At 72.0% G+C, this 22,478-nt stretch carries 19 protein-coding genes and 1 pseudogene; 2 read left to right on the forward strand and 18 right to left on the reverse strand.

Annotated features, from left to right (window positions below; all coding sequences use genetic code 11):
* The first annotated feature begins 176 nt into the window (after positions 1-176).
* Positions 177-803: a TetR/AcrR family transcriptional regulator gene (locus ACFVYI_RS23130; RefSeq protein WP_387888604.1), complete on the forward strand. Its 627-nt coding sequence runs from the start codon at positions 177-179 to the stop codon at positions 801-803.
* A gap of 103 nt (positions 804-906) precedes the next feature.
* Here ACFVYI_RS23130 and ACFVYI_RS23135 read toward each other — a convergent pair whose 3' ends face one another.
* Positions 907-1,848, reverse strand: coding sequence for a M23 family metallopeptidase (locus tag ACFVYI_RS23135; protein ID WP_387888605.1), 942 nt, complete (start codon positions 1,846-1,848; stop codon positions 907-909).
* Positions 1,849-2,226: 378 nt separating this feature from the next.
* Here ACFVYI_RS23135 and ACFVYI_RS23140 point away from each other — a divergent pair, with 378 nt between their 5' ends.
* Positions 2,227-3,396, forward strand: a complete 1,170-nt coding sequence (locus ACFVYI_RS23140) for a threonine aldolase family protein (protein WP_387888608.1) — start codon at positions 2,227-2,229, stop codon at positions 3,394-3,396.
* A 171-nt stretch (positions 3,397-3,567) separates the two neighbouring features.
* Here ACFVYI_RS23140 and ACFVYI_RS23145 read toward each other — a convergent pair whose 3' ends face one another.
* The 17 genes and pseudogenes from ACFVYI_RS23145 to ACFVYI_RS23225 form a co-directional block, all read right to left on the reverse strand.
* Positions 3,568-5,922, reverse strand: coding sequence for an immune inhibitor A domain-containing protein (locus ACFVYI_RS23145; RefSeq protein WP_387888611.1), 2,355 nt, complete (start codon positions 5,920-5,922; stop codon positions 3,568-3,570).
* A gap of 352 nt (positions 5,923-6,274) precedes the next feature.
* A complete protein-coding gene (locus ACFVYI_RS23150; protein ID WP_387888613.1) occupies positions 6,275-8,794 on the reverse strand; it encodes an ATP-dependent Clp protease ATP-binding subunit in 2,520 nt (839 codons plus the stop codon).
* Positions 8,795-9,484: 690 nt separating this feature from the next.
* Positions 9,485-9,835 carry an Lsr2 family protein gene (locus tag ACFVYI_RS23155; RefSeq protein ID WP_387888616.1) on the reverse strand — a complete coding sequence of 117 codons (351 nt, stop codon included), beginning with the start codon at positions 9,833-9,835 and terminating at the stop codon, positions 9,485-9,487.
* 92 nt (positions 9,836-9,927) lie between these two features.
* Positions 9,928-10,464, reverse strand: coding sequence for an amino-acid N-acetyltransferase (locus ACFVYI_RS23160; protein ID WP_329885568.1), 537 nt, complete (start codon positions 10,462-10,464; stop codon positions 9,928-9,930).
* Positions 10,465-10,473: 9 nt separating this feature from the next.
* Positions 10,474-10,911: a BlaI/MecI/CopY family transcriptional regulator gene (locus ACFVYI_RS23165; protein WP_387888618.1), complete on the reverse strand. Its 438-nt coding sequence runs from the start codon at positions 10,909-10,911 to the stop codon at positions 10,474-10,476.
* A gap of 117 nt (positions 10,912-11,028) precedes the next feature.
* Positions 11,029-11,151, reverse strand: a complete 123-nt coding sequence (locus ACFVYI_RS23170) for a hypothetical protein (RefSeq protein ID WP_329488349.1) — start codon at positions 11,149-11,151, stop codon at positions 11,029-11,031.
* A gap of 4 nt (positions 11,152-11,155) precedes the next feature.
* A complete protein-coding gene (gene lysX / locus ACFVYI_RS23175; RefSeq protein ID WP_387888621.1) occupies positions 11,156-12,715 on the reverse strand; it encodes a bifunctional lysylphosphatidylglycerol synthetase/lysine--tRNA ligase LysX in 1,560 nt (519 codons plus the stop codon).
* 196 nt (positions 12,716-12,911) lie between these two features.
* Positions 12,912-13,643 carry a hypothetical protein gene (locus tag ACFVYI_RS23180; RefSeq protein WP_387888624.1) on the reverse strand — a complete coding sequence of 244 codons (732 nt, stop codon included), beginning with the start codon at positions 13,641-13,643 and terminating at the stop codon, positions 12,912-12,914.
* A 100-nt stretch (positions 13,644-13,743) separates the two neighbouring features.
* A pseudogene (locus tag ACFVYI_RS23185) lies at positions 13,744-14,184 on the reverse strand (ABC transporter permease); the annotation flags it as partial.
* Positions 14,185-14,383: 199 nt separating this feature from the next.
* On the reverse strand, positions 14,384-15,169 hold the full coding sequence (locus ACFVYI_RS23190; protein ID WP_360640382.1) for a type III pantothenate kinase: 786 nt from the start codon (positions 15,167-15,169) through the stop codon (positions 14,384-14,386).
* A 34-nt stretch (positions 15,170-15,203) separates the two neighbouring features.
* A complete protein-coding gene (gene nadC, locus ACFVYI_RS23195; protein WP_387888627.1) occupies positions 15,204-16,166 on the reverse strand; it encodes a carboxylating nicotinate-nucleotide diphosphorylase in 963 nt (320 codons plus the stop codon).
* Between the two features lie 4 nt (positions 16,167-16,170).
* Entirely contained in the window at positions 16,171-17,844 is a 1,674-nt protein-coding gene (locus ACFVYI_RS23200; RefSeq protein ID WP_387888629.1) for an L-aspartate oxidase, read from the reverse strand.
* Between the two features lie 17 nt (positions 17,845-17,861).
* Entirely contained in the window at positions 17,862-18,311 is a 450-nt protein-coding gene (panD, locus tag ACFVYI_RS23205) for an aspartate 1-decarboxylase (protein ID WP_360640373.1), read from the reverse strand.
* 91 nt (positions 18,312-18,402) lie between these two features.
* Complete coding sequence (panC, locus tag ACFVYI_RS23210; RefSeq protein ID WP_387888631.1) at positions 18,403-19,308, reverse strand: pantoate--beta-alanine ligase; 906 nt, start codon at positions 19,306-19,308, stop codon at positions 18,403-18,405.
* A complete protein-coding gene (locus ACFVYI_RS23215) occupies positions 19,308-20,255 on the reverse strand; it encodes a Rossmann-like and DUF2520 domain-containing protein (protein ID WP_387888634.1) in 948 nt (315 codons plus the stop codon). The genes panC and ACFVYI_RS23215 overlap by 1 nt, the downstream gene beginning before the upstream one ends.
* Positions 20,256-20,448: 193 nt before the next feature.
* The gene (locus tag ACFVYI_RS23220; protein ID WP_387888636.1) at positions 20,449-21,138 is read right to left on the reverse strand and encodes a response regulator; all 690 of its coding nucleotides are present in this window, start codon (positions 21,136-21,138) and stop codon (positions 20,449-20,451) included.
* Between the two features lie 31 nt (positions 21,139-21,169).
* On the reverse strand, positions 21,170-22,363 hold the full coding sequence (locus ACFVYI_RS23225) for a sensor histidine kinase (protein WP_387888690.1): 1,194 nt from the start codon (positions 22,361-22,363) through the stop codon (positions 21,170-21,172).
* Positions 22,364-22,478: the final 115 nt, after the last annotated feature.

Consider the following 22,478-nt stretch of genomic DNA (forward strand, 5'->3'; position numbering starts at 1 on the left):
TACTTGTCGCCCGGCTAGTTTGTGGACCGTCGGCACGGTAGGTTGTCCACTAGTCGGTCGTCAAGCCAGTTTCTCGGCCGACCCACCGGGCGGGGAGAATGGGTTCGGACAGGCGTTGGACCGGCGCCCGCCGAACGCAGCCGCAGTAGTCACCGACGCAGTCAACGAGGCAGGCCATGGGTACGACGCACAGCCCCCGCAGCGACACCCGGGCCCGCATCGTCGCGGTCGCACTGGAACTCTTCTCCGAACAGGGTTACGAGCAGACCTCGCTGCGCGAGATCGCCGACCGCCTCGGCGTCACCAAGGCCGCGCTCTACTACCACTTCAAGACCAAGGACGACATCGTCCACGGCATCGTGCAGAGCATGGCCGCGCCGATCGACGAGACCATCGCCTGGGGCCGGGAGCGGGAGTGGACGCCCGCGCTGCGGGACGAGCTGATCCGGCGGTTCGCGGCGGGCATGTCGGAGCGGGCCCCGCTGCTGCGCTTCTTCCACGAGAACCAGCCCGCGTTGCGCGACTCGCCCGCCGGGATGGAGTTCAAGGACCGCATGATCGCGATGGTCCGGCTGGTGCACGGCCCGGACGCCACCTTCGAGGACCGGCTGCGCGCCGCGATGTCGTTGCTCACCATCAACTCGGCACTGTTCCTGCTCAAGCAGGACGCCTCCGAGTGCCAGAAGCCCGGGCACGTCCCGGAGCACGCGGTGCCGGTGGCCACCGTCGAGGAGGCGATGGCGGCGGCGCAGCGGGTCGCGCTGGAGATCGGCGCCCTGATCAGCCCCCCGGCGCGGGTCTGAACCGGTCCTCGGGCACGCGTTCGGGCGAGGGCCCGAAGCACCGATGACGCCCGAGGGGCGGGCCGGTCACCGACCGGCCCGCCCCTCGTCGTTCGCCGCGGCCTCAGAAGCCGGTGACCCCGTGCCCGGAGAGGTAGGCGATCGGGTTGACCACCGCGCCGTAGTGGTTGCTGGAGCGGATCTCGAAGTGCAGGTGGGGACCGGTCGAGTTGCCGGTGTTCCCGGACTTGCCGATCTGCTCGGCGGCCGACACCCGGTCGCCCGCCGACACCGAGATCGCCGACATGTGCGCGTACTGGGCGTACCGCCCGTCGGCCAGCCGCAGCACGACCTCCTTGCCGTAGGCGCCGTCCCAGCCGGCCGACACCACGGTGGCGTTGCCGACCGCGAGCAGCGGGGTGCCCGGCTTCACCGCGAAGTCCACCCCGGTGTGGTAGCCGGCCGCGTACTCCGGGTTGGCCACGCCGTACGGGTTGCTGGTCGGCGCGCCCGGTACCGGGGCGGACCACTCGGGGGCCGGCGCAGGGGCCGGGGCGGGGGCCGGCTCGGGCGCGGGCTCCGGGGCCGGCTCGGGCGCCGGAGCCTGGTCGGCGGACGGCGCGGGTGCCGGCGCGGCCGGCGGCTCCGGCGGCTCCGGCGGCAGCAGGTTGGCGGCCACCGCGACGTACTCCTGCGCCGAGCCGTGCTCGTGCGGCAGCTGGTACGAGCTCGGGCCGGCGACCTGCACCGGCGCGGGGGCGGGCACCGCGTCCGGCGAGGCGGTGAAGGCCGAGCTGCCGGGGGTGGTGGGTATGACCGTCTGCGCCGAGGCGCTGCCCGGGGCGGCGACCAGCAGGGCGCCGGACAGTATCACCGCGCTCGCGCCGATCGCGGTGACGGTGCGGTGGCGGTCGGTCCGGAGCGGGCCGCCGGGCAGGGTGTGGCGGGGTGCGGTGAGCGTGCGCAGCGGGGCGGCGTGGGTGCGGACGGCCTGGCCGAGCCGGGGCTGCCAGGCCGCCGCCTGGGTCGCCGCGCGGGCGGCGAGGCGGCGGAGGGCCGGCCCCATGGGCGGGACGGAAGACATCGGGTAGCTCAACCTCACGGACGTACGGGGGCAGCACAACGAGCCCGTTCGGGCGTGCTGAGCGGGGGACCACTCAGGTGTAACCGTCACCGAGCGGACTCCCAAAAGGTGTGACGTACTACGGCGTGTAGTCAGCGTTGCGCCGGAGATTCAAGCTGACGGAGTAACGATCATGCGATCCGACAGTCCGTTCATGGCCCCCGCGCCTCCCGGGTGCGCCGCACCGCGCTACTACCGCCGCTCGTACCGCGGCGGGAGCTTGTGACCAGTGCCACCCGGCACCGGGGTTTGGCAGGTGCCGGGTGCGGACGTCCGGTCCGTACCGCTGACCCGGCGCCCTCCCTGCGGGACCATCGACGCATGTATCCCAACAGGAGCGAAGAGACCGACGGCGGCCACGGGCCGAGCGTCCAGGAGCGCCGGTACGCCGCGCTGCGTGCCAGCGAGCGGCTGCTCTCCGGCACCCGGCCGCGGAGCCTGCGCGAGCGGCTCGCCGCCCTGGCCGAGGACGGCGAGAACGCGTACGACCTGGACCGGCGGCCGGACATGTACGGCGACGGCGTGGTGCGGGCATTGGAACACCGCGTGGCCGAGCTGCTCGGCACCGAGGACGCGGCGTTCTTCCCCACCGGCACGATGGCCCAGCAGGTCGCGCTGCGGATCCATGCCGAGGCCGCCGGCCTGCCGACGGTGGCCACGCACCCGCTCGGCCACACCGAGCTGCACGAGCGGCACGCGTTGGTGCAGCTCAGCGGCCTGCGCAGTGTCTGGCCCACCGTCGCGCCGCGCCTGCCGACGGCGGCCGAGCTGAGGGCCTTCGACGAGCCGTACGCCGCGCTGATCCTGGAGCTGCCGCTGCGCGAGGCCGGTTTCGTCCTGCCGTCCTGGGCGGACCTGCTGGCCGTGGCGGCGGTGGTCCGGGAGGAGCACGGCGCCGCGCTGCACCTGGACGGTGCCCGGCTCTGGGAGTCGGTGGTCCACTTCGACCGTCCGTTGCCGGAGATCGCCGCGCAGGCCGACTCGGTCTACGTCTCCTTCTACAAGACCCTCGGCGGGATCAGCGGCGCCGCGCTGGCCGGCCGGGCCTCCTTCGTGCGGACCGCCAAGGCCTGGCGGCACCGCTACGGGGGCCAGCTCTTCCAGCAGTGGCCGGCCGCGCTGGCCGCGCTGGCCGGTCTGGACCGCGAACTGCCGCGCCTGGACGGCTACGTCGCGCACGCCAAGACCGTCGCGGCGGCGCTCGCCGAGGGGTTCTCGGGCGTTCCGGGAGCCAGGGTCCACCCGGCCCCGCCGCACACCCATCAGTTCCAGCTCTGGCTCCCGTACACCCCCGAGGAGCTGGATCTCGCGGGCCTGCGGCTGGCGGAGGAGTCGGGGACGGCCCTGTTCGGCGGCTGGCGCGAGCAGGGCCTGCCGGGGCTGTCGATGACGGAGGTCACGGTGGCCGCGGACGCGCTGGAGTGGACCGGGAGGGACGTCGCGGACGCGGTGGACGCCTTCCTCGCGCTGCTGCCCAAGCGGCCGGTCTGAGCGTCCGCTCAGGTGGCGGCGGCAGTGTCCGGCCGGGGCGGGCCGGGGCGGGCCGGGACGCGGCGGACCGCCGCGGACAAGCGTCCGGCCCGCCCCCGCAGGTGCGGGGACGGGCCGGACGGGTGAATCAGGTGTGCCTGGTCAGAGGCTGATCGTCACTGCTCGATTCGATCAGTTGTCGACCGGGCGGACGCGGATCCAGGTCTCGAGGTAGTTCGAGGACTCGTTCTCGACCTCGATGCTGGTGCCGGTCTTCGGGACGATGACGCTGCTGTACGGGTTGTCCTTCGACCAGTACGACTTGAGGTCGCTGAACTCGTCGATGCCCTTGGCCTTCGGGACGACCGTCTCGACGCCGTTCTTGTGCAGGGACAGGCTGTCGACCTTGCGCGAGCCGAAGGTCGAGTCGTAGCCCTGGATGCGCGGGCGCATCAGGGTGCCGTCCGTCCACTTGATCGGGGTCGGGTGCGAGTCGATCGGGAGGACCAGGCCGGAGCCCGGGTGGTTGGTGACGTTGTTGTCACTCTGGGAGGTGTCCCACAGCCAGATCAGCAGACCCTGCTGGTAGGGGTAGTGCTCCACCCAGTTCGGCTTGGTGTTGGCGAAGCCGAAGTTGTACGGGCCGGTCTTCAGGGTCCGGTCGTACGAGATGTGCTGGCGGTTCTCGGCGATGTAGTACTGCGCGTAGTCGTTCGAGAACTCGCCGGTGATCCGGGAGAAGCCCTTGGCGGCCCAGCCGTTGTCGCCGTTCTCGGCACCGTCGGTGAAGACGGTGGCGCCGTCGGCGGTGATGGCGATGTCGTCCAGGGCCAGGCCCTTGAGGTGCAGACCGCCGTCGGTGGTGTAGTGGAAACGGACCTTGACGGCCTTGCCCGCGTAGGCGTTCAGCGAGAACGACAGGTCGCCCCACTTGTTGCCCGAGTTGCCGGTCAGGCCGGCCTTGTCGGCGGCGTTCTTCGGGATCGCGACCCCGTTGAAGGTGCCGTCCAGGGCGTTCCAGTTGGCGCCGCCGTCGGTGGAGACCTCGGCGTAGCCGTAGTCGAAGTCCTGCTCGATGTCGTACCAGGCCTTGGCCGTCAGCGCGCCGGCGGTCTTGCCGGTCAGGTCGACGTCACGGGTCAGCGACACGTTCAGGTCGTCGGCGCTGCCGCTCCACCACTCGTTGGCACCCGCGAACGGGGTGTTGATCGTGGTGGTGACCTTCTTCTTCGGAAGGTCGACGACCAGCGCCTGCGGCAGGGCGGTGTTGAACTCGACCGGGCCGATGTGGTGGGTCGACTCGGTGCCGGCCTTGGCCTTGTCGTACTTCAGCCAGCCGAGCTGGAGCTTGCTCCAGGCGTCGAGGTCGTTCGGCATGTCGCCGATCGAGTTCTTGCCCTCGCCGAGCCAGGAGCCGGAGGACATCAGCGACCAGAAGCCGACCGAGTTGTCGATCCCGCTGCCCGAGGTGTCGTACAGGTCCGGCAGGCCGAGGTCGTGGCCGTACTCGTGGGCGAAGACACCGAGGCCGCCGTTCTCCGGCTGCATGGTGTAGTCGCCGACCCAGACGCCGGTGGAGCCGACCGGGGTGCCGCCGAGCAGGTTGTCGGCGGGGCCGGTGGAGCCGGCCTGGGTGCCGTAGACGTACGAGCGGTGGGCCCACAGCGCGTTGTCGCCCTGCTTGCCGCCGCCCGCCGACTGGTCCTCACCGGCGTGCACGATCTGGAAGTGGTCGATGTAACCGTCGGGCTCGTTGAAGTTGCCGTCGTGGTCGAAGTCGTACCGGTCCCACTGGTCGTACTGCGCGATGGTGGCCTTGATCTGAGCGTCCGTCTGGCCCTTGGCCTTCTGGTCGGCGACCCAGGCGTTGATGCCGTCGCGGATCAGGTCCTGCGCGTTGTTGCAGACGTGCTGGCCGCAGTAGTCCGAGCCGTAGCGGGCCTCGTTCCACGGGACCTTCACCCAGTCGGTGACCTGGCCGTCGACGGAGTAGCGGCCCGAGGACTGCTTCTCGTAGAAGGTCTTCAGCGAGTCCTGGGTCTTGCTGAAGTACATGTCCTGGTAGTGCTGCTGGTTGTAGTCAGCCTGCCAGAGCGTCGAGTTGTTGGTCGCCGCGTCGGGCTGCGCGATCTGGTTGTGCTGCGGACCGGGGTCCCCACCAAACTTGATCTTGCCGTCCGGCGTCTTCGTGGTGTTGTCCACCTGGTCGCTGAAGTCGACCAGGATGGTGAAGATCTTGTCCGTCCGCTCACGGGCGAGCTCGACGTACTTGTCCTTGCCCAGCTTGATGCTGGTGCTGCCGCCGTGCTCCTCGACCTTCGCGGTGCCGGCGAGCAGCTGCTCGGTGGCGGCCTTCTGCTCGGCCTCGACCTTCTCGGTCAGCGGGCCCGGCAGGTTGTGGTCGGTCTTGACCGACTGAACGGCGTCGGCCGGGTCGTGCGGGACGGGTGCCGAGCCGGCCGCGGTGGCCACGCTCGGGAACAGACCCGCGCCGAGAGCGGCTATGACCGCCCCGGCCGTGGCGGCCGCGGCGGCTTTCCTGGTCATCTTCAACGTTGTGACGTCCTCCCCAAACCGGTCCGGCTCTTGGCCTTCCGGTAAACCAATGAAAGACAGGTGGACGACATTTGATCCAAGCGTGGACGGAAAAGATAGACCTTGACCGTGACATGGCTACAGCGCTATGCTCCGCGACCCACTATCAACTGACGATCCGTCAACATCATTGGCATTAAAGATGCCTGCATTTTCGATCGCACCCGGACCGCCGCTCCACCAGGCCTCCCGCCTGCGAGTTCGTGGGGTGGATCACAGCTTTCGTGACGGCACGTAAAAAGGCCTGAGCCCCCGGCGCGAACGCCGGGGGCTCAGACGGTGTGCTGTTATCTGTTAACTGTTACTACTTCGTCAGGTCCGGACCGGGCGAGGCCACGGCGGCCGGAGTGTCGGCGACCGCGGACTTCTCCTCGCCGCGGAAGGTGAACTTCGCTTCCTTGCCCTCGCCCTCGACACCGACGACCACGATGTGGCCGGCCCGCAGCTCACCGAAGAGGATCTTCTCGGAGAGGTGGTCCTCGATCTCGCGCTGGATGGTGCGGCGCAGCGGACGGGCGCCGAGCAGCGGGTCGTAGCCGCGCTTGGCGAGCAGCTTCTTGGCCTCGATGCTGAGCTCCAGGCCCATGTCGCGGTCCCGCAGCCGGCCGTCCACCTTGTCGATCATCAGGTCGACGATCTGGATGATGTCTTCCTCGGACAGCTGGTGGAAGACCACGATGTCGTCGACGCGGTTCAGGAACTCGGGGCGGAAGTGCTGCTTGAGCTCCTCGCCGACCTTCGCCTTCATCCGCTCGTACCCGGTGGTGGAGTCACCCGAGGCCGCGAAGCCCAGGTTGAAGCCCTTGGAGATGTCCCGGGTGCCGAGGTTGGTCGTCATGATGATGACGGTGTTCTTGAAGTCGACCACGCGGCCCTGGGAGTCGGTCAGGCGACCGTCCTCCAGGATCTGCAGCAGCGAGTTGAAGATGTCCGGGTGGGCCTTCTCCACCTCGTCGAAGAGGACGACGGAGAACGGCTTGCGGCGCACCTTCTCGGTCAGCTGGCCGCCCTCCTCGTAGCCCACGTAGCCGGGGGGCGAGCCGAAGAGCCGGGAGACGGTGTGCTTCTCCGAGAACTCGGACATGTCGAGCGAGATGAGCGCGTCCTCGTCGCCGAAGAGGAACTCGGCGAGCGTCTTGGACAGCTCGGTCTTACCGACGCCGGACGGGCCGGCGAAGATGAACGAGCCGCCGGGGCGCTTCGGGTCCTTGAGGCCCGCACGCGTGCGCCGGATGGCCTGGGAGAGCGCCTTGATGGCGTCCTTCTGGCCGATGACGCGCTTGTGCAGCTCGTCCTCCATGCGCAGCAGGCGGGAGGACTCCTCCTCGGTCAGCTTGAAGACCGGAATGCCGGTGGCGGTGGCCAGGACCTCGGCGATGAGCTCCTCGTCGACCTCCGCGACGACATCCATGTCGCCGGCCTTCCACTCCTTCTCGCGCTTGGCCTTGGCCTGCAGGAGCTGCTTCTCGTCGTCGCGCAGGGACGCGGCCTTCTCGAAGTCCTGCGCGTCGATCGCGCTCTCCTTCTCGCGGCGCACGTCGGCGATCTTCTCGTCGAACTCGCGCAGGTCCGGCGGCGCGGTCATCCGGCGGATGCGCATCCGGGAGCCGGCCTCGTCGATCAGGTCGATGGCCTTGTCCGGCAGGAAGCGGTCCGAGATGTACCGGTCGGCCAGGGTGGCGGCGGCGACCAGGGCGGCGTCCGTGATGGAGACCCGGTGGTGGGCCTCGTAGCGGTCGCGCAGGCCCTTGAGGATCTCGATGGTGTGCGGCAGCGACGGCTCGGCGACCTGGATCGGCTGGAAGCGGCGCTCCAGCGCGGCGTCCTTCTCCAGGTGCTTGCGGTACTCGTCGAGCGTGGTGGCACCGATGGTCTGCAGCTCGCCACGGGCCAGCATCGGCTTGAGGATGCTGGCGGCGTCGATGGCGCCCTCGGCGGCGCCCGCGCCGACCAGGGTGTGCAGCTCGTCGATGAACAGGATGATGTCGCCGCGGGTGCGGATCTCCTTGAGCACCTTCTTCAGGCGCTCCTCGAAGTCACCGCGGTAGCGCGAGCCGGCCACCAGGGCGCCCAGGTCCAGCGTGTAGAGCTGCTTGTCCTTGAGCGTCTCCGGGACCTCGCCCTTGACGATCGCCTGGGCCAGGCCCTCGACCACGGCCGTCTTGCCGACGCCGGGCTCACCGATCAGCACGGGGTTGTTCTTGGTGCGGCGGGACAGCACCTGCATGACCCGCTCGATCTCCTTCTCGCGCCCGATCACCGGGTCGAGCTTGGCCTCGCGGGCGGCCTGGGTGAGGTTGCGGCCGAACTGGTCCAGGACCAGCGAGGTCGACGGGGTGCCCTCGGCGGGCCCGCCGGCCGTGGCCGACTCCTTGCCGCCACCGGTCTGGTAGCCGGAGAGCAGCTGGATGACCTGCTGGCGCACCCGGTTGAGGTCGGCGCCGAGCTTCACCAGGACCTGGGCGGCGACGCCCTCGCCCTCGCGGATCAGGCCGAGCAGGATGTGCTCGGTGCCGATGTAGTTGTGGCCGAGCTGCAGGGCCTCCCGGAGCGACAGCTCCAGGACCTTCTTCGCCCGGGGGGTGAAGGGAATGTGACCGGACGGGGCCTGCTGGCCCTGGCCGATGATCTCCTCGACCTGCTGGCGAACGGCCTCAAGAGAAATCCCGAGGCTCTCCAGGGCCTTAGCGGCGACACCCTCACCCTCGTGGATCAGACCCAGGAGGATGTGCTCGGTGCCGATGTAGTTGTGGTTGAGCATCCGGGCTTCTTCCTGAGCCAGGACGACAACCCGCCGCGCGCGGTCGGTGAACCTCTCGAACATCGTTTATCGCTCCTCAGAGCGGTCGGGCAGTTCGGGGTCGGTCCCCGCCCTGTCCTTCCGCATGCTAGTCCCGCTCAGCGGCGCGGCCCACGGATTCACTCCCCGGTACGGGAGCGACATGCTGCGCGACCAGCCGACACCAATCCCAACCTGATGCTGGGAGACGGTGTTCCCACAGGTGGGCCGGATGCACCAGATACCGCTACGCCATCGGCGAACAACACCGGCCTCGGCGGATCCGGACGGTCTCCGGCGGGTCGCACGTACTGCCCCGGACGACGCCCGGGCGCCGTCCACCTGCATTCATACCCGGTATCGGGGCGGTTCTCGCGCAGTTTCCGCGGTGGCGGTGTTCGCCTGGCGAGAAGTCGGCCGGCGGTGACGGTGGGTCAGCTCCGACCGTCGGGGTCGGTGGGCCATCCCGGTGGTGTCGGCGTTACCGCTTCGCCCCTACAGCGTTGCACAGCTCGTGATTGTTCCGCCGCCCGATCCGGTGCTGCCCGGGCGGGTGCCCGAAGGGGCGCCCGCGCCCGGGGCCGCCGCCGTGCCCGCGGGGCCGGGCGGACGGGCCGGACGGGCACGCGCCGCAGGGCGCGGAGAAGGTTCCTCCGCGCCCCGCGCATGTGCCAGGTGTGCCTCGGGCGACCACCGGAGCCCCGCACCCGCTCCGGCGGACCGGCACGGCCGGAGTCAGGCCGCGTTGGCCTTGTCGTAGGCCTCGCGGACGGTGCTCGGCACCCGGCCGCGGTCGTTGACGTCCAGGCCCTGCTCCTTGGCCCACGCGCGGATCTTGGCGGTGTCCGGCGCGCTGCCGGACGGGCGCGGAGCCGCGCCGCGGCCCGGGCGCCGGGCGCCGACGAGCCGGCCGCTCTGCTTGCGGCCCTTCTCCACGTACGGCGCCAGCAGACCGCGCAGCTTGTCCGCGTTGGCGCTCTTCAGATCGATCTCGTAGGCAACGCCGTCGAGCGCGAACGTCACCGTCTCGTCCGCCGAACCGCCGTCGAGATCGTCTTCAAGAATGACCTGCACCCTCTGTGCCACGGGCTTCCCTTTCCGCTAAACGACCCATTGCCTAAGGAAAGGAAAGCGCCTTTCTCCGGAAAACACAAACCCCTGCCCGGGTCGGGGGCCGCTCACAGGTGCAGCAGCATGCGCGAGTTGCCCAGTGTGTTGGGCTTCACGCGCTCCAGGTCCAGGAACTCCGCGACACCTTCATCGTACGAGCGGAGAAGTTCTTCATAGACATCCGTAGCGATCGCCGCCGGATCTGTCGTACCATCATCGGTTTCCTGGAGCTCGCCGATCTCGACGAAACCGTGTTTCGCGAAGAAGGGCACCTCGAACGTCAAGCAGAAAATCCGACGGACGCCGAGCCAGCGCGCGGTCTGCAGCAGCTTCTCCAGCAGGAGGTGTCCGACGCCGTGGCCGCGGCAGGAGGGGTCGACCGCGAGCGTGCGCACCTCGGCGAGGTCCTCCCACATGACGTGCAGCGCGCCGCAGGCCACGACCGCCCCGGTGTCGTCGCGTTCCGCGACCCAGAACTCCTGCACGGATTCGAACAGGGTGACGGTGGGCTTGTCGAGCAGAATGCCGTCGCGCGAGTAGGCGTCGATGAGCCCGCGCACTGCCCGCACGTCCGTGGTCCGCGCCCGGCGGATGGTGACCTCCATGGCGGGACGTTATCGTGCCGGCCCCGGCCGGGTCCCGCCGGTATCCGTCCCGTCCTCCCCGGAATCGGGCCCGGCCGGATCGGGCGGGAACAGTGCGGCCACCCGCAACGCGTCGCGCAGCGCCTCCCGTTGCTCGGGCGACATCAGGCCGAAGAAGTGCACCAGGGCGGCCGCGGGATTGTCGCTGGTGGCCCAGGCGTCGTTCATCAGAGCGGCCGTGTACGCCTCGCGGGACGAGACCGGTTCATATCGATAGGCCCGCCCGGCGCGGTCCCGGCGCAGCCAGCCCTTTCTGTGGAGCTTGTCCAGGACGGTCATCACCGTGGTGTACGCGATTTCGCGTTCCGACTGCAGATCCAGGAGAACCTCGCGAACCGTGACCGGTCGGTTCCACTGCCACACCCGGGTCATGATGGCGTTCTCAAGTTCGCCGAGTTGCCGGACCATAGTGCGGCCAGGATAGGGAGTGAAAGGGGCAAATCTTGTGAAGTGCGGCAAACCGGCGCGCCGCCACCCCCGGAATCGGGAATGGCGGCGCGCCGGTGCTCGTGGTCGCGGCCGGGGTCAGTCGACCGCGTCCTCCTTGGCCTTCTGGGCCCCGCCCTGGCTGCGGATGATGGCCCGCACCAGGAAGCCGAAGCCGATCGCCATGACCAGCGGCGGGACGATCGCGCTGACGTAGTCCATCAGGTCACTCCTCCTCGGTCTTGTCCGCCGCGGTGGCGGCGGACGCCTTGGGCTCCGGCTTCACGAGCGGGAAGAGCACGGTCTCCCGGATGTTCTTGCCGGTGAGCAGCATGATCAGGCGGTCCACCCCGAGGCCGAGGCCGCCGGTGGGCGGCATCGCGTACTCCAGGGCCCGCAGGAAGTCCTCGTCGACCTGCATCGCCTCGACGTCGCCGCCGGCCGCCAGCAGGGACTGCGCGGTCAGGCGGGCGCGCTGCTCGACCGGGTCGACCAGCTCGGAGTAGGCGGTGCCGATCTCGGTGCCGAAGATCACCAGGTCCCACTTCTCGGCCACGCCGGCGATCGAGCGGTGCTGGCGGGTCAGCGGGGAGACCTCGGTCGGGTAGTCCTTGATGAAGGTCGGCGCGACGGCGTTCTCCTCCAGCAGGCGCTCGACCATCTCCAGCACGATCTGGCCGTGGCCCCAGTCCTTCTCGAACGGGATGCCGTGCTCGGCGGCCAGCCTGCGCAGCTCCTCCACGCCGGTCTCCGGGGTGACCTCGGTGCCCAGGTGCTTCGAGATGCCCGGGTAGACGCCGACCTCGGCCCACGGTTCGGCCAGGTCGATCTCGTGCTCCACGCCGTGCGGGTCGAGGCCCCGGATCACCGTGGTGCCGAGCGCGTCCCGGGCGGCGTTGACGATCGTCGCCCGGATCAGCTCGGCCTGGGTGTCGTAGTCGCCGTAGGCCTCGTAGGACTCCAGCGAGGTGAACTCGGGGTTGTGGGTGGAGTCCGCGCCCTCGTTGCGGAAGTTGCGGTTGATCTCGAAGACCTTCTCCGCGCCGCCGACGACCAGCCGCTTGAGGTACAGCTCGGGGGCGATGCGCATGAACAGGTCGATGTCGTACGCGTTGATGTGGGTCTTGAACGGGCGGGCGTTGGCGCCGCCGTGCACCGGCTGCAGCATCGGGGTCTCGACCTCGATGTAGCCGCGCTCCTCGTAGGTGCGGCGGATCGAGCGGACCACCTTGCTGCGCAGGTGCAGGATCTCGCGGGCCTCGGGGTTGACGATCAGGTCCACGTACCGCTGGCGGACCCGGGCCTCCGGGTCGGTCAGGCCCTTGTGCTTGTCCGGCAGCGGGCGCAGGCACTTGGCGGTGAGCGCCCACGCGTCCACCATCACCGACAGCTCGCCGCGGCGGGAGGTGATCACCTCGCCCTCGACGCCGACCTGGTCGCCGAGGTCGATGTCGGACTTCCAGGCCGCCAGCCGCTCGTCGCCCAGCTTGTCCAGGGAGAACATCACCTGGAGGTCGCCGCTGCCGTCGCGCAGGGTGGCGAAGCAGAGCTTGCCGCCGGTGCGGGAGAGGATCACCCGGCCGGTGATGCCGACCCGCTCGCCGGTCGCGGTGTCCGGGGCGAGGTCAGGGTGCTTGGCCCGGAGGTCGGCGATGGTGCTGGTCCGGGGGAAACCGACCGGGTACGGGTCGATGCCGGCCGCCCGGAGCCGGTCCAGCTTCTCGCGCCGGACGCGCATCTGCTCGGGGAGGTCGTCGGTCGCGGGGATGGGGCTCTGATCGCTCACCCCACCAGGGTAGCCAGCCCCGGAGCGCCGATCCGCCACGGGTTGGCCGAGCCGCGCGGGGCGGACGGCGGGTGCCGCCCGCCCCGCGCGGCGGACGCCGGTCGGGCCCGCCGCCGGCCCGGTCGCCACCGTGCCGCGGGCATGAGCGGGCCCGCCCCCCCCGGGCGGACGGCGGGGGCGGGCCGGGCGGGGGCGGTCAGCCGGTGCCGGTGGCCAGTTCCAGCTCCTCGGGGGCGGTGGGCGGCGCGGGCCGGGCCGGGGGCTTGGGGCGACGGCCGAAGAGCTCGGCGGGGGTCGGCATCCGGTGCGGGCGGGGCGGCGTCCGGGGGGCGTCGGGCTGCTCTGCGCCGGGCTCGGTGCTGCTCATCGGGATCCGTCCTCCAACAGGGGTGGGGAGACTGCTCGGGGGTGCGGCAGGGCTCGGTACGGCAACGAGGTGGCGCTGGCCGGTGGTGAGGGCGAGCCGCTCGCGGACGGCCGCCTCGGCCAGTGCGTGGCAGCGCCCGGCCAGCCGCGAGCGGCGGGACCGCTCGGTCTGGCCGCACGGCTGTCGGGTCAGCCCGCGCAGCGCGGTGAGGTCCTCGGGCCCGGGGAGGTAGCCGTCGGTCACCGCCTCCTCCAGGCGTTCCAGGTAGCCGGTGGCGCTGCCCGGCAGTGCCGCCCGGTAGCGGCCGAGGTCGGCGAGCAGGAAGGCGCGCAGCCGGCCGCCCTCCTGGACGGCCTCGTCGATCGCCTCGGTCAGGCGCAGGGCGTCCTGGACGTCCTCCGCCCACAGCTCGGCGCCCGCGCCGGCGAACGGCAGCCGGTCGGGGGCGTGGAGATGGACGGGGACGGCGGGGTGCAGTGCTTGGGCGAGGGCGCGGCGCAGCACGCGGACTTCGTCGGCGCTGAAGGCCATGCCGCCGCGCGATCCGTGTGGCGTAGGCATGGGCTGACACTACGTGAGGAATATCCGATTTGTCGGTAACGTCGCGCCGATCCCCCACGTTTGGCCCGGTGAATGTCCTGTGGACGAAGGGCCCGCCCGCTCAGCGCCGCAGCGCCTCGGCCGGCTGGATCCGGGCCGCGCGCCACGCCGGGTAGGCGCCGGCCAGCAGACCGGTGGCCAGACCGACGACCGGGGCGGCGGCCACCGTCACCGGGGCCACCACCGGGGTCCAGTCCCGGGCCAGCGCCACGCCGAGCACCGTCAGCACCCCCAGCGAGCTGCCGACCAGACCGCCGACCAGCCCCCGGGACGCCGACTCGCAGAGGAACTGGCCGGTGATGTGGCGGCCCCGGGCCCCCAGCGCGCGGCGCAGCCCGATCTCGCCGGTCCGCTCCAGCACCGCGACCAGGGTGGTGTTGGCGATCCCGACGGCCCCGATCACCAGGCAGATCCCGGCGAGCAGCAGGAAGAGCCGGTCGAGGTCGGAGGTGACGGCCGTGCGCAGGGTGCGCGGGTGGGGCGGGCTCGTCGGGTGGGCGGGACCGCGCCCGCACCCCCCGGTGCCCACCGGCCTCCCCGGCCGCGGGACCGGCGCGCTGCCCGGTCCCGGGGCGTGAAACTAACACAGCGCGGGGTCGCGCCGGTCGGGATCGCGAGGAACGGCGGGGCGGGCGCGGGGGAGCGGGCGCGAATGTCCCGTTCGGGTGGGTTCGGAGCGGCGGGTGCGGTGAAGTCCCGCCTCAGCTGGGCCGGTTGCGCTCGTACACCAGGCGCAGGCCGATCAGGGTCAGCCAGGGCTCGTGGACGTCGATGGTGCCGGCCTCGCCGAGGACCAGCGGGGCCAGCCCGCCGGTGGCGATGACCTGGACGTCGTCCGGGTCCTTGGCGAGCTCCTTGGCCATCCGGTCGACCAGGCCGTCGACCTGGCCGGCGAAGCCGTAGAGGATGCCGGACTGCATGCCCTCGACGGTGTTCTTGCCGATCACGTTGCGGGGGCGGGCCAGCTCGATCTTGCGCAGCTGGGCGCCGCGCGCACCGAGCGCCTCCACCGAGATCTCGATGCCGGGGGCGATCGCGCCGCCGACGTAGTCGCCGCGGGCGTTGATCGCGTCGAAGGTGGTGGCGGTGCCGAAGTCGACCACGATGCACGGGCCGCCGTACAGGTGGTTGGCGGCCAGCGCGTTGACGATCCGGTCGGCGCCGACCTCCTTGGGGTGGTCCATCAGGACGTGCACGCCCGTCTTCACCCCCGGCTCCACGATCACCGCGGGGACGTCGCCGTAGTAGCGGCGCGTCACCTCGCGGAACTCGTGGAGCACGGAGGGGACGGACGAGCAGATCGCCAGGCCCTCCACCGCGGCCTCGTTGACCGCGGTGTGCGAGCCCATCAGGCCCTGCAGCAGCACCGCCAGCTCATCGGCCGTGCGGCGCGGATCGGTGGAGATCCGCCAGTGCTCGACCACTTCCTCGCCGTCGAACAGGCCGAGCGTGGTCTGGGTGTTGCCGACGTCGATGGTGAGCAGCATGGGTGCCTTCTGCGTGAGGGGTGATCAGAGGTGATCAGGCGCGCAGGTCCAGGCCGATGTCCAGGATCGGCGAGGAGTGCGTGAGCGCGCCCACGGCCAGGTAGTCGACCCCAGTCTGGGCGACCTCGCGCGCGCTGGCCAGGGTCAGTCCGCCGGACGCCTCCAGCCGGGCGCGGCCGGCCACCAGCTCGACGGCCTTCTCCAGCTGCGGCACGGTGAAGTTGTCGAGCAGGACGAGGTCGGCCCCGGCCTCCAGCACCGGCGGGATCTGCTCCAGGGTGTCCACCTCGACCTCGACCGGCAGGTCGGGGTAGGCGGCCCGGACGGCCCGGAACGCCTCGGCGACGCCGCCGGCCGCGACCACGTGGTTGTCCTTGACCAGGGCCGCGTCGGAGAGCGCCATCCGGTGGTTGGCGCCGCCGCCGCAGCGGACCGCGTACTTCTGCAGCGCGCGCAGGCCCGGGGTGGTCTTGCGGGTGTCGCGGACCACCGCGCCGGTGCCCTCCAGGGCGTCCGTCCAGGCGCGGGTCGCGGTGGCGATGCCGGAGAGGTGGCAGAGCAGGTTGAGCGCGCTGCGCTCGGCGGTCAGCAGGTCGCGGGTGCGGCTGCGGACGGAGAGCAGCACCTGGCCGGCCTCGACCCGGTCGCCGTCCTGGACGTGCCGCTCGACCTCGAACTCCTCCTCGCAGACCAGCGAGACGACCGCCTCGGCGATCCGCAGGCCGGCCACCACGCCGGCCTCGCGGGCGGTGAAGTCGGCGGTGGCGACGGCGTCGGCGGGCACGGTGGCGACCGAGGTGACGTCCTCACCGCCGGCCAGGTCCTCGGCCAGCGCCAGGGTCGCGATGTCCTCGACCTCGATCGGGTCGAGGCCGGCCTCCTCCAGCAGCTCGGCGAGCTGCGGGTCCAGACCGGTCTCGTAGCCCTCGCCGTCGCCGCACGCGCAGCCGTCGCCGCAGCCGTCGGCCATCGGGAGTTCCTCGTGGGAGTGGGTCATGGTTCTACTGCTCCTCTGGGGTGCTGACAAGATCGCCGGAAGCGGTGAGGGTGGTGATCAGGTGGCGCTGCCAGTGGGCGTCGTCCCGTTCGGGGAAGTCCTCGCGCCAGTGGCAGCCGCGGGTCTCGGCACGCCGGCCGGCGGCCGTCACCAGGGCGGTGGCGACCAGCAGCAGGTTGGCGGCCTCCCAGGTCTCCACCCGGGGGTCGGCCGGCTTCTCCTCGGCGACGTGCGCGTACGCGTGCTCGGCGAGCAGGGCGAGCCCGGTGGCCGTGCCGGCCATCGACGCGGCCGAACGCAGCACGCCCGCGCCGCGCGACATCAGCCGCTGGATCTCGGCGCGCGCCTCGGGCGCGGGCAGCGGCACCGGGTGGGCGGCACGCGCGGCGGCGACGTCCACCGAGCGCTCGGGCAGGTCGTCCGCACGGTGCCGGGAGGTCAGGTCGGCGGCGATCCGCTCGGCGAAGACCAGGCCCTCCAGCAGCGAGTTGGAGGCCAGCCGGTTGGCGCCGTGCACCCCGGTGCAGGCCACCTCGCCGCAGGCGTACAGACCGGGGACGGTGGTGCGGCCGTGCAGGTCGGTGCGGATGCCGCCGGAGGCGTAGTGCGCGGCCGGGGCGACCGGGATCGGCTCGGTCACCGGGTCGATGCCGTGCGTCCGGCAGGACGCGAGGATGGTCGGGAACCGCTGCTCCCACATCTCGGCGCCGAAGTGCCGCCCGTCCAGGTACATGTGCTCGGTGCCCAGGAGCTGCATCTGCCGGGTGATGGCCTTGGCGACGATGTCGCGCGGGGCCAGCTCGGCCAGCTCGTGCTGCCCGAGCATGAAGCGGGTGCCAGCCGCGTCGACCAGGTGCGCGCCCTCGCCGCGGACCGCCTCGGAGACCAGCGGCTGCTGGCCCTCGGCGTCCGGCCCGAGCCAGAGCACGGTCGGGTGGAACTGGACGAACTCCAGGTCGGTGACCTCGGCGCCGGCCCGCAGCGCGAGCGCCACGCCGTCGCCGGTGGAGACCGCCGGGTTGGTGGTGGCGGAGAAGACCTGGCCCATGCCGCCGGTGGCGAGGACCACCGCGCGGGCCCGGATGGCGCCGACGCCGTCCCGCTGGCCCTCGCCCATCACGTGCAGGGTGAGGCCGGCGGCGTGCCCGTCGGCGTCGGTGAGCAGGTCGAGGACGAGGGCGTGCTCGATCAGCTCCAGGCCCGGGTCGGACCGGACGGCGGTGACCAGGGCGCGCGATATCTCGGCGCCGGTGGCGTCCCCGCCGGCGTGCGCGATCCGGCGGCGGTGGTGGCCGCCCTCGCGGGTGAGCAGGATCTCGCCGTCCTCGCCGCGGTCGAAGGCGGCGCCGGTGGCGATCAGGTGGCGGACGGCCTCCGGGCCCTCGGTGACGAGGGTGCGCACGGCCTCCTCGTCGCAGAGCCCGGCACCGGCCACCAGGGTGTCGTCCAGGTGCTGCTCGGGGGTGTCGCCCTCGCCCAGGGCGGCGGCGATGCCGCCCTGGGCCCAGCGGGTGGACCCGTCGTCGAGCATCGCCTTGGTGACCACCACGGCCCGCAGGCCGGCCTTGCGGACGTTGAGCGCGACGGTGAGTCCGGCCACGCCGGAGCCGACCACGACGACGTCGGTGGTGGTCGTCCAGCCGGGGGCGGGGGCGGTGAGGCGGTGCGTGACGGGCATGGCGTTCAGTGGCTCCTTCAGCGCGCGGCGGTCGGGGCCGCGCCGTTGCCGTCACCGTACGCCGCGTCGCCGCGGAGCAGTCCGGTGCCCTCCCCGGCCTCGGCGGGGTCGCCGCCGAGGCCGGTGATCCGGTTGTCCGCGTCCACGAAGACCACCTTCGGCAGGTAGCCCTTGGCCTCGGCGGTGTCCATCTGCCCGTAGGCGATGAGTATGACGAGGTCGCCGGGGTGGACCAGGCGCGCGGCGGCGCCGTTGATGCCGATCACGCCGGTGCCGCGCGGGCCGGCGATCGTGTACGTCTCCAGCCGGGCGCCGTTGTTGATGTCGACGATGTGGACCAGCTCGCCGGGGAGCAGGTCGGCGGCGTCGAGCAGGTCCTCGTCCACCGTGACGGAGCCGACGTAGTGCAGGTCGGCCTGGGTCACGGTGGCCCGGTGGATCTTGGACTTGAGCATGGTGCGGAGCATGGGGTCACGCCTCCTGTGAGTGCATGCCTGAAAGGGGGACTGCTGTCGCTTGCCGGACTACCGAACGATTCCGTGCTTGCCGGTCATCCGCCTAGCGGCAGATGACGTGGACGTTGTCGATCAGGCGGGTCGAGCCCACCTTCGCGGCGACGGCCAGGACCGCCTCGCCCTGGAAGTCGTCCGCCGCCTCGGTGAAGTCGTGCGGGTCGATCAGGGCGAGGTAGTCGAGGGTGACGCCTTCGGAGGTGGCCAGGGCGGCCGCGGCGGCCTCGCGCACGGCCTTCGGGCCCTGCGCGGCCACGTCGCGGCCGGCGAACAGGGCCCCGGACAGGGCGAGCGCGTGCTCGCGGTCCTCGGCGGAGAGGAAGCGGTTGCGGGAGGAGAGCGCCAGCCCGTCCTCCTCGCGGACGGTCGGCACCCCGATGATCTCGACGTCGAAGTCCAGGTCGGCCACCATCCGCTGGATGACGGCCAGCTGCTGGGCGTCCTTCTCGCCGAAGAGGGCGAAGTCCGGGTCGGTGATGTGCAGCAGCTTGGCCACCACGGTCAGCACCCCGTCGAAGTGGCCGGGCCGGGTGGTGCCCTCGAACCGCTCGCCCATCGGGCCGGCCGCCAGGCGCACCTGCGGCTCGCCGTTCGGGTAGACCTCCTCGACGGACGGCGCGAAGACGACGTCGGCGCCGTTCTCCTCGGCCAGCCGCACGTCCGCGTCCAGGTCGCGCGGGTAGCGTTCCAGGTCCTCGCCGGCGCCGAACTGCAGCGGGTTGACGAAGACGGTGACGGCGACCCGGCCGTCCCGGCCGACCTGCTTGCGGGCGGCCCGGATCAGCGCGGCGTGGCCCTCGTGCAGCGCGCCCATGGTCATCACGACCGCGTTGTCCACCGGCTGCTCGTCCGGCCAGAAGGCCGCCTCGAAGTCGGTGACGGTCCGGGTGACGACGGCCCGGTGGACCTTCGGGGCCCGCTGGGCCTTGCCGGGCTGCTTGCCGCGTGCCATCAGTGCTTCTCCTCGTTCAGTACGTCCAGCAGCGCCGCCGCCGACGCTTCGTCGATCGTCCCGCGGGCGAGCGCCCGCTGGGCGGTGGCACGGGCCATCGCCCGGTAGGCGGCCGGGATGTCCGGGGACACCGTACTGAGCTGCGCCAGGTGGCGCCGAACGGTGCCCGCGTCGCCCCGCGCGACCGGGCCGGTGAGGGCAGCGTCGCCGGAGCGCAGGCTGTTGTCCAGGGCAGCGCCCAGCAGCGGGCCGAGCAGCCGGCCGGGCTCGGCGACGCCCGCCGTGCGCAGCAGCTCCAGCGCCTGCGAGACCAGGGTGACCAGGTGGTTGGCGCCGTGCGCGAGGGCCGTGTGGTAGAGCGGGCGGACGCCCTCCGGCACCCACTCGGGATCGCCGCCCATCTCGACCACCAGGGCCTCGGCGACCGGGCGCAGCTCGTCGGGGGCGGTCACCCCGAACGGGCAGCCGGCCAGCCGGGCGAGGTCGACCGTGGTGCCGGTGAAGGTCATCGCGGGGTGCAGCGCCAGCGGCAGCGCCCCGGCCCGGGTGGCGGGCTCCAGGACGGCGACGCCGTGCGCGCCCGAGGTGTGCACCACCAGCTGGCCGGGGCGCACCGAGCCGGTCGCGACGAGGCCGGCCACCAGGTCGGCCAGCGCGTCGTCGGGGACGGTGAGCAGCACCAGGTCGGCGGCGGCGAGCACCTGCGGCGGGGAGACGATCCGCACGCCCGGCAGCAGCTGCTCGGCGCGGCGCCGGGAGGCGGCGGACACCCCGGAGGCGGCGACCACCCGGTGCCCGGCGAGCTGCAGGGCGGCGCCCAGCGCCGGGCCGACCCGGCCGGTGCCGACCACCCCGACGGCGAGGCGGGCCGGGCGGTTGCCGGGGTCGGCGGGGTCGCCGAAACCGTCGGCGAGGGGGGTGAAGTCGGCGTTGTCGGACGTGCTCACGCGCACACCTCCGCGTCGTTCCCGGGCCGGGGGCGGCCCCGGCGCTCGGCGGGGGCAGTCGCCATGGCGCACCTCTCGACGGTGAGCCCGGTTCGCTCGCTCACAGTTCGGCCCTGGTCCTCACTCTTACCGTTCCGGTCCTCTGCGGGTACCGGACGCACCGGCCCATTCTACGGCCGGTGCCGGCGGTGCCTTAATCCCCCGAGCCGGCCCGGATCAGGCCGGCCTCGTAGGCGAGGACGACGGCCTGGACCCGGTCGCGCAGGCCGAGCTTGGCCAGGATCCGGCCGACGTGGGTCTTCACGGTGGCCTCGGAGAGGACCAGCCGGGCGGCGATCTCGCTGTTCGACAGGCCCTGGGCGACCAGCAGGAACACCTCGCGCTCGCGCTCGGTGAGCGGGCCCAGGGTGTCCGGGCCGGGGGTGCTCGCCGCGGTGGGCAGCACCTCGGCGAACCGGTCGATCATGCGGCGGGTGGTGGTCGGCGCGACCACCGCGTCGCCGCCGTGCACCGCGCGGATCGCGGCCACCAGCTCGGTCGGCGGCACGTCCTTGAGCAGGAAGCCGCTGGCGCCGGCCTTGAGCGCGGCGAAGGCGTACTCGTCCAGGTCGAAGGTGGTGAGGATGAGGACGTGCGGGGCGTTCGCCAGCGGGCTGCCGTCCTCGGCGAGGCAGATCCGGCGGGTGGCCTGCACCCCGTCCAGGCGGGGCATCCGGACGTCCATCAGGATCACGTCCACCTGCGTGTGCCGCAGTCGCTCCAGGGCCTGCGCGCCGTCACCCGCCTCGGCGACGATCTCGATGTCGCCCTGTGACTGCAGGATCATCCGGAAGCCGGTGCGCAGCAGCTCCTGGTCGTCGACGAGCATCACGCGGATGGTCAAGGTGGCTCCTAGTTCGTGGGCGGCGACGTGGTCAGTGTGCTGCCTTGAGCGGCAGGATGGCGCGGATCCGGAAGCCGCCGCCGGGCCGCGGCCCGACGTCGAGGCTGCCGCTGACCATGCCGACCCGCTCGCGCATGCCGATCAGGCCGTGGCCCTGGCCGTCCGTCCCGCCGGAGGCCAGCTGCTCGTCGGTCGAGCCGCGGCCGTCGTCCTCGATCAGGACGGCCAGCTCGCGCTCGCCGAAGTCGACCGCGACCCGGGCGTGCACATCGGGGCCGCCGTGCTTGCGGACGTTGGTCAGCGCCTCCTGGACGATCCGGTAGACGGTCAGCTCGACGCCGCGCGGCAGTTCGCGCGGGTCGCCCGAGGTGGCGAACTCCACCTGGAGGCCGGCGGTGCGGACCTGGTCCAGCAGCTCGGGCAGCTCCTCGACGCCGGGCTGCGGCACGTACTCCTCGGCGGTGTCCGCGGTGCGCAGCACGCCCAGCAGCCGGCGCATCTCGACGAGCGCCTGGCGCCCGGTGGAGGCGATCGTGCTCAGCGCCTCCTTGGCCTGCTGGGGCGAGTTGTCCAGCACGTAGGCGGCGCCGTCGGCCTGGACGATCATGACGGAGACGTTGTGCGCGACCACGTCGTGCAGCTCGCGGGCGATCCGGGCGCGCTCGGCGGCGACCGCCACCTTGGCCTGGGCGTCGCGCTCGCGCTCCAGCCGGGCGGCGCGGTCCTCCAGCTCGACCAGATAGGCCCGGCGCACCCGGGTGAGCCGGCCCCACGCCCAGCAGAGGATGAACGGGCTGGTCATCAGCCCCATGATCAGGAGCGTTTCGCCGACGCCGTAGGGGTGGAAGGTGGTCGTGCTGGTCTCCGGGTGGTACTGGCTCTTGAGCAGCCCCTGCTCCCAGAAGACCAGCGGCCCGGCGGACAGGCCGGCGGCGAGGGCGAGCCGGGAGATCCAGGTGGAGCCGAAGGCGGCGCCGGTGTACGCGAAGACCAGGTAGGCGATGCTGGATCCGCCCGGGTCGACGTCCAGCGCGACCTGGGTGAGTCCGACCACGACGGCGGCGGCCACCGTGAGGTCCGGCAGGCGCCGCCGGAAGACCATCAGCAGCGGCAGGACGATCGCGACCGCGACCTGGACGCCCCCGTGCCAGCCGGCCTCGCGGGCGTCGCTGGGGAGCAGTCCGAAGAACAGCACGATCGCCGCCCAGGCGGAGTCGACCACCATGGGGTGACGGCGGAGCCAGGCGTTGAGTCGTTGCACGTCTCAAGCCTAGGCAGTCGCCGAGCGTGGTCAGGTCCGCCGGGAGGGCGATCCGTCCTACTCCCTAGGTCGGAGAAGC

This window comes from Kitasatospora sp. NPDC058218 (assembly GCF_042882445.1).
Lineage (GTDB): Bacteria > Actinomycetota > Actinomycetes > Streptomycetales > Streptomycetaceae > Kitasatospora.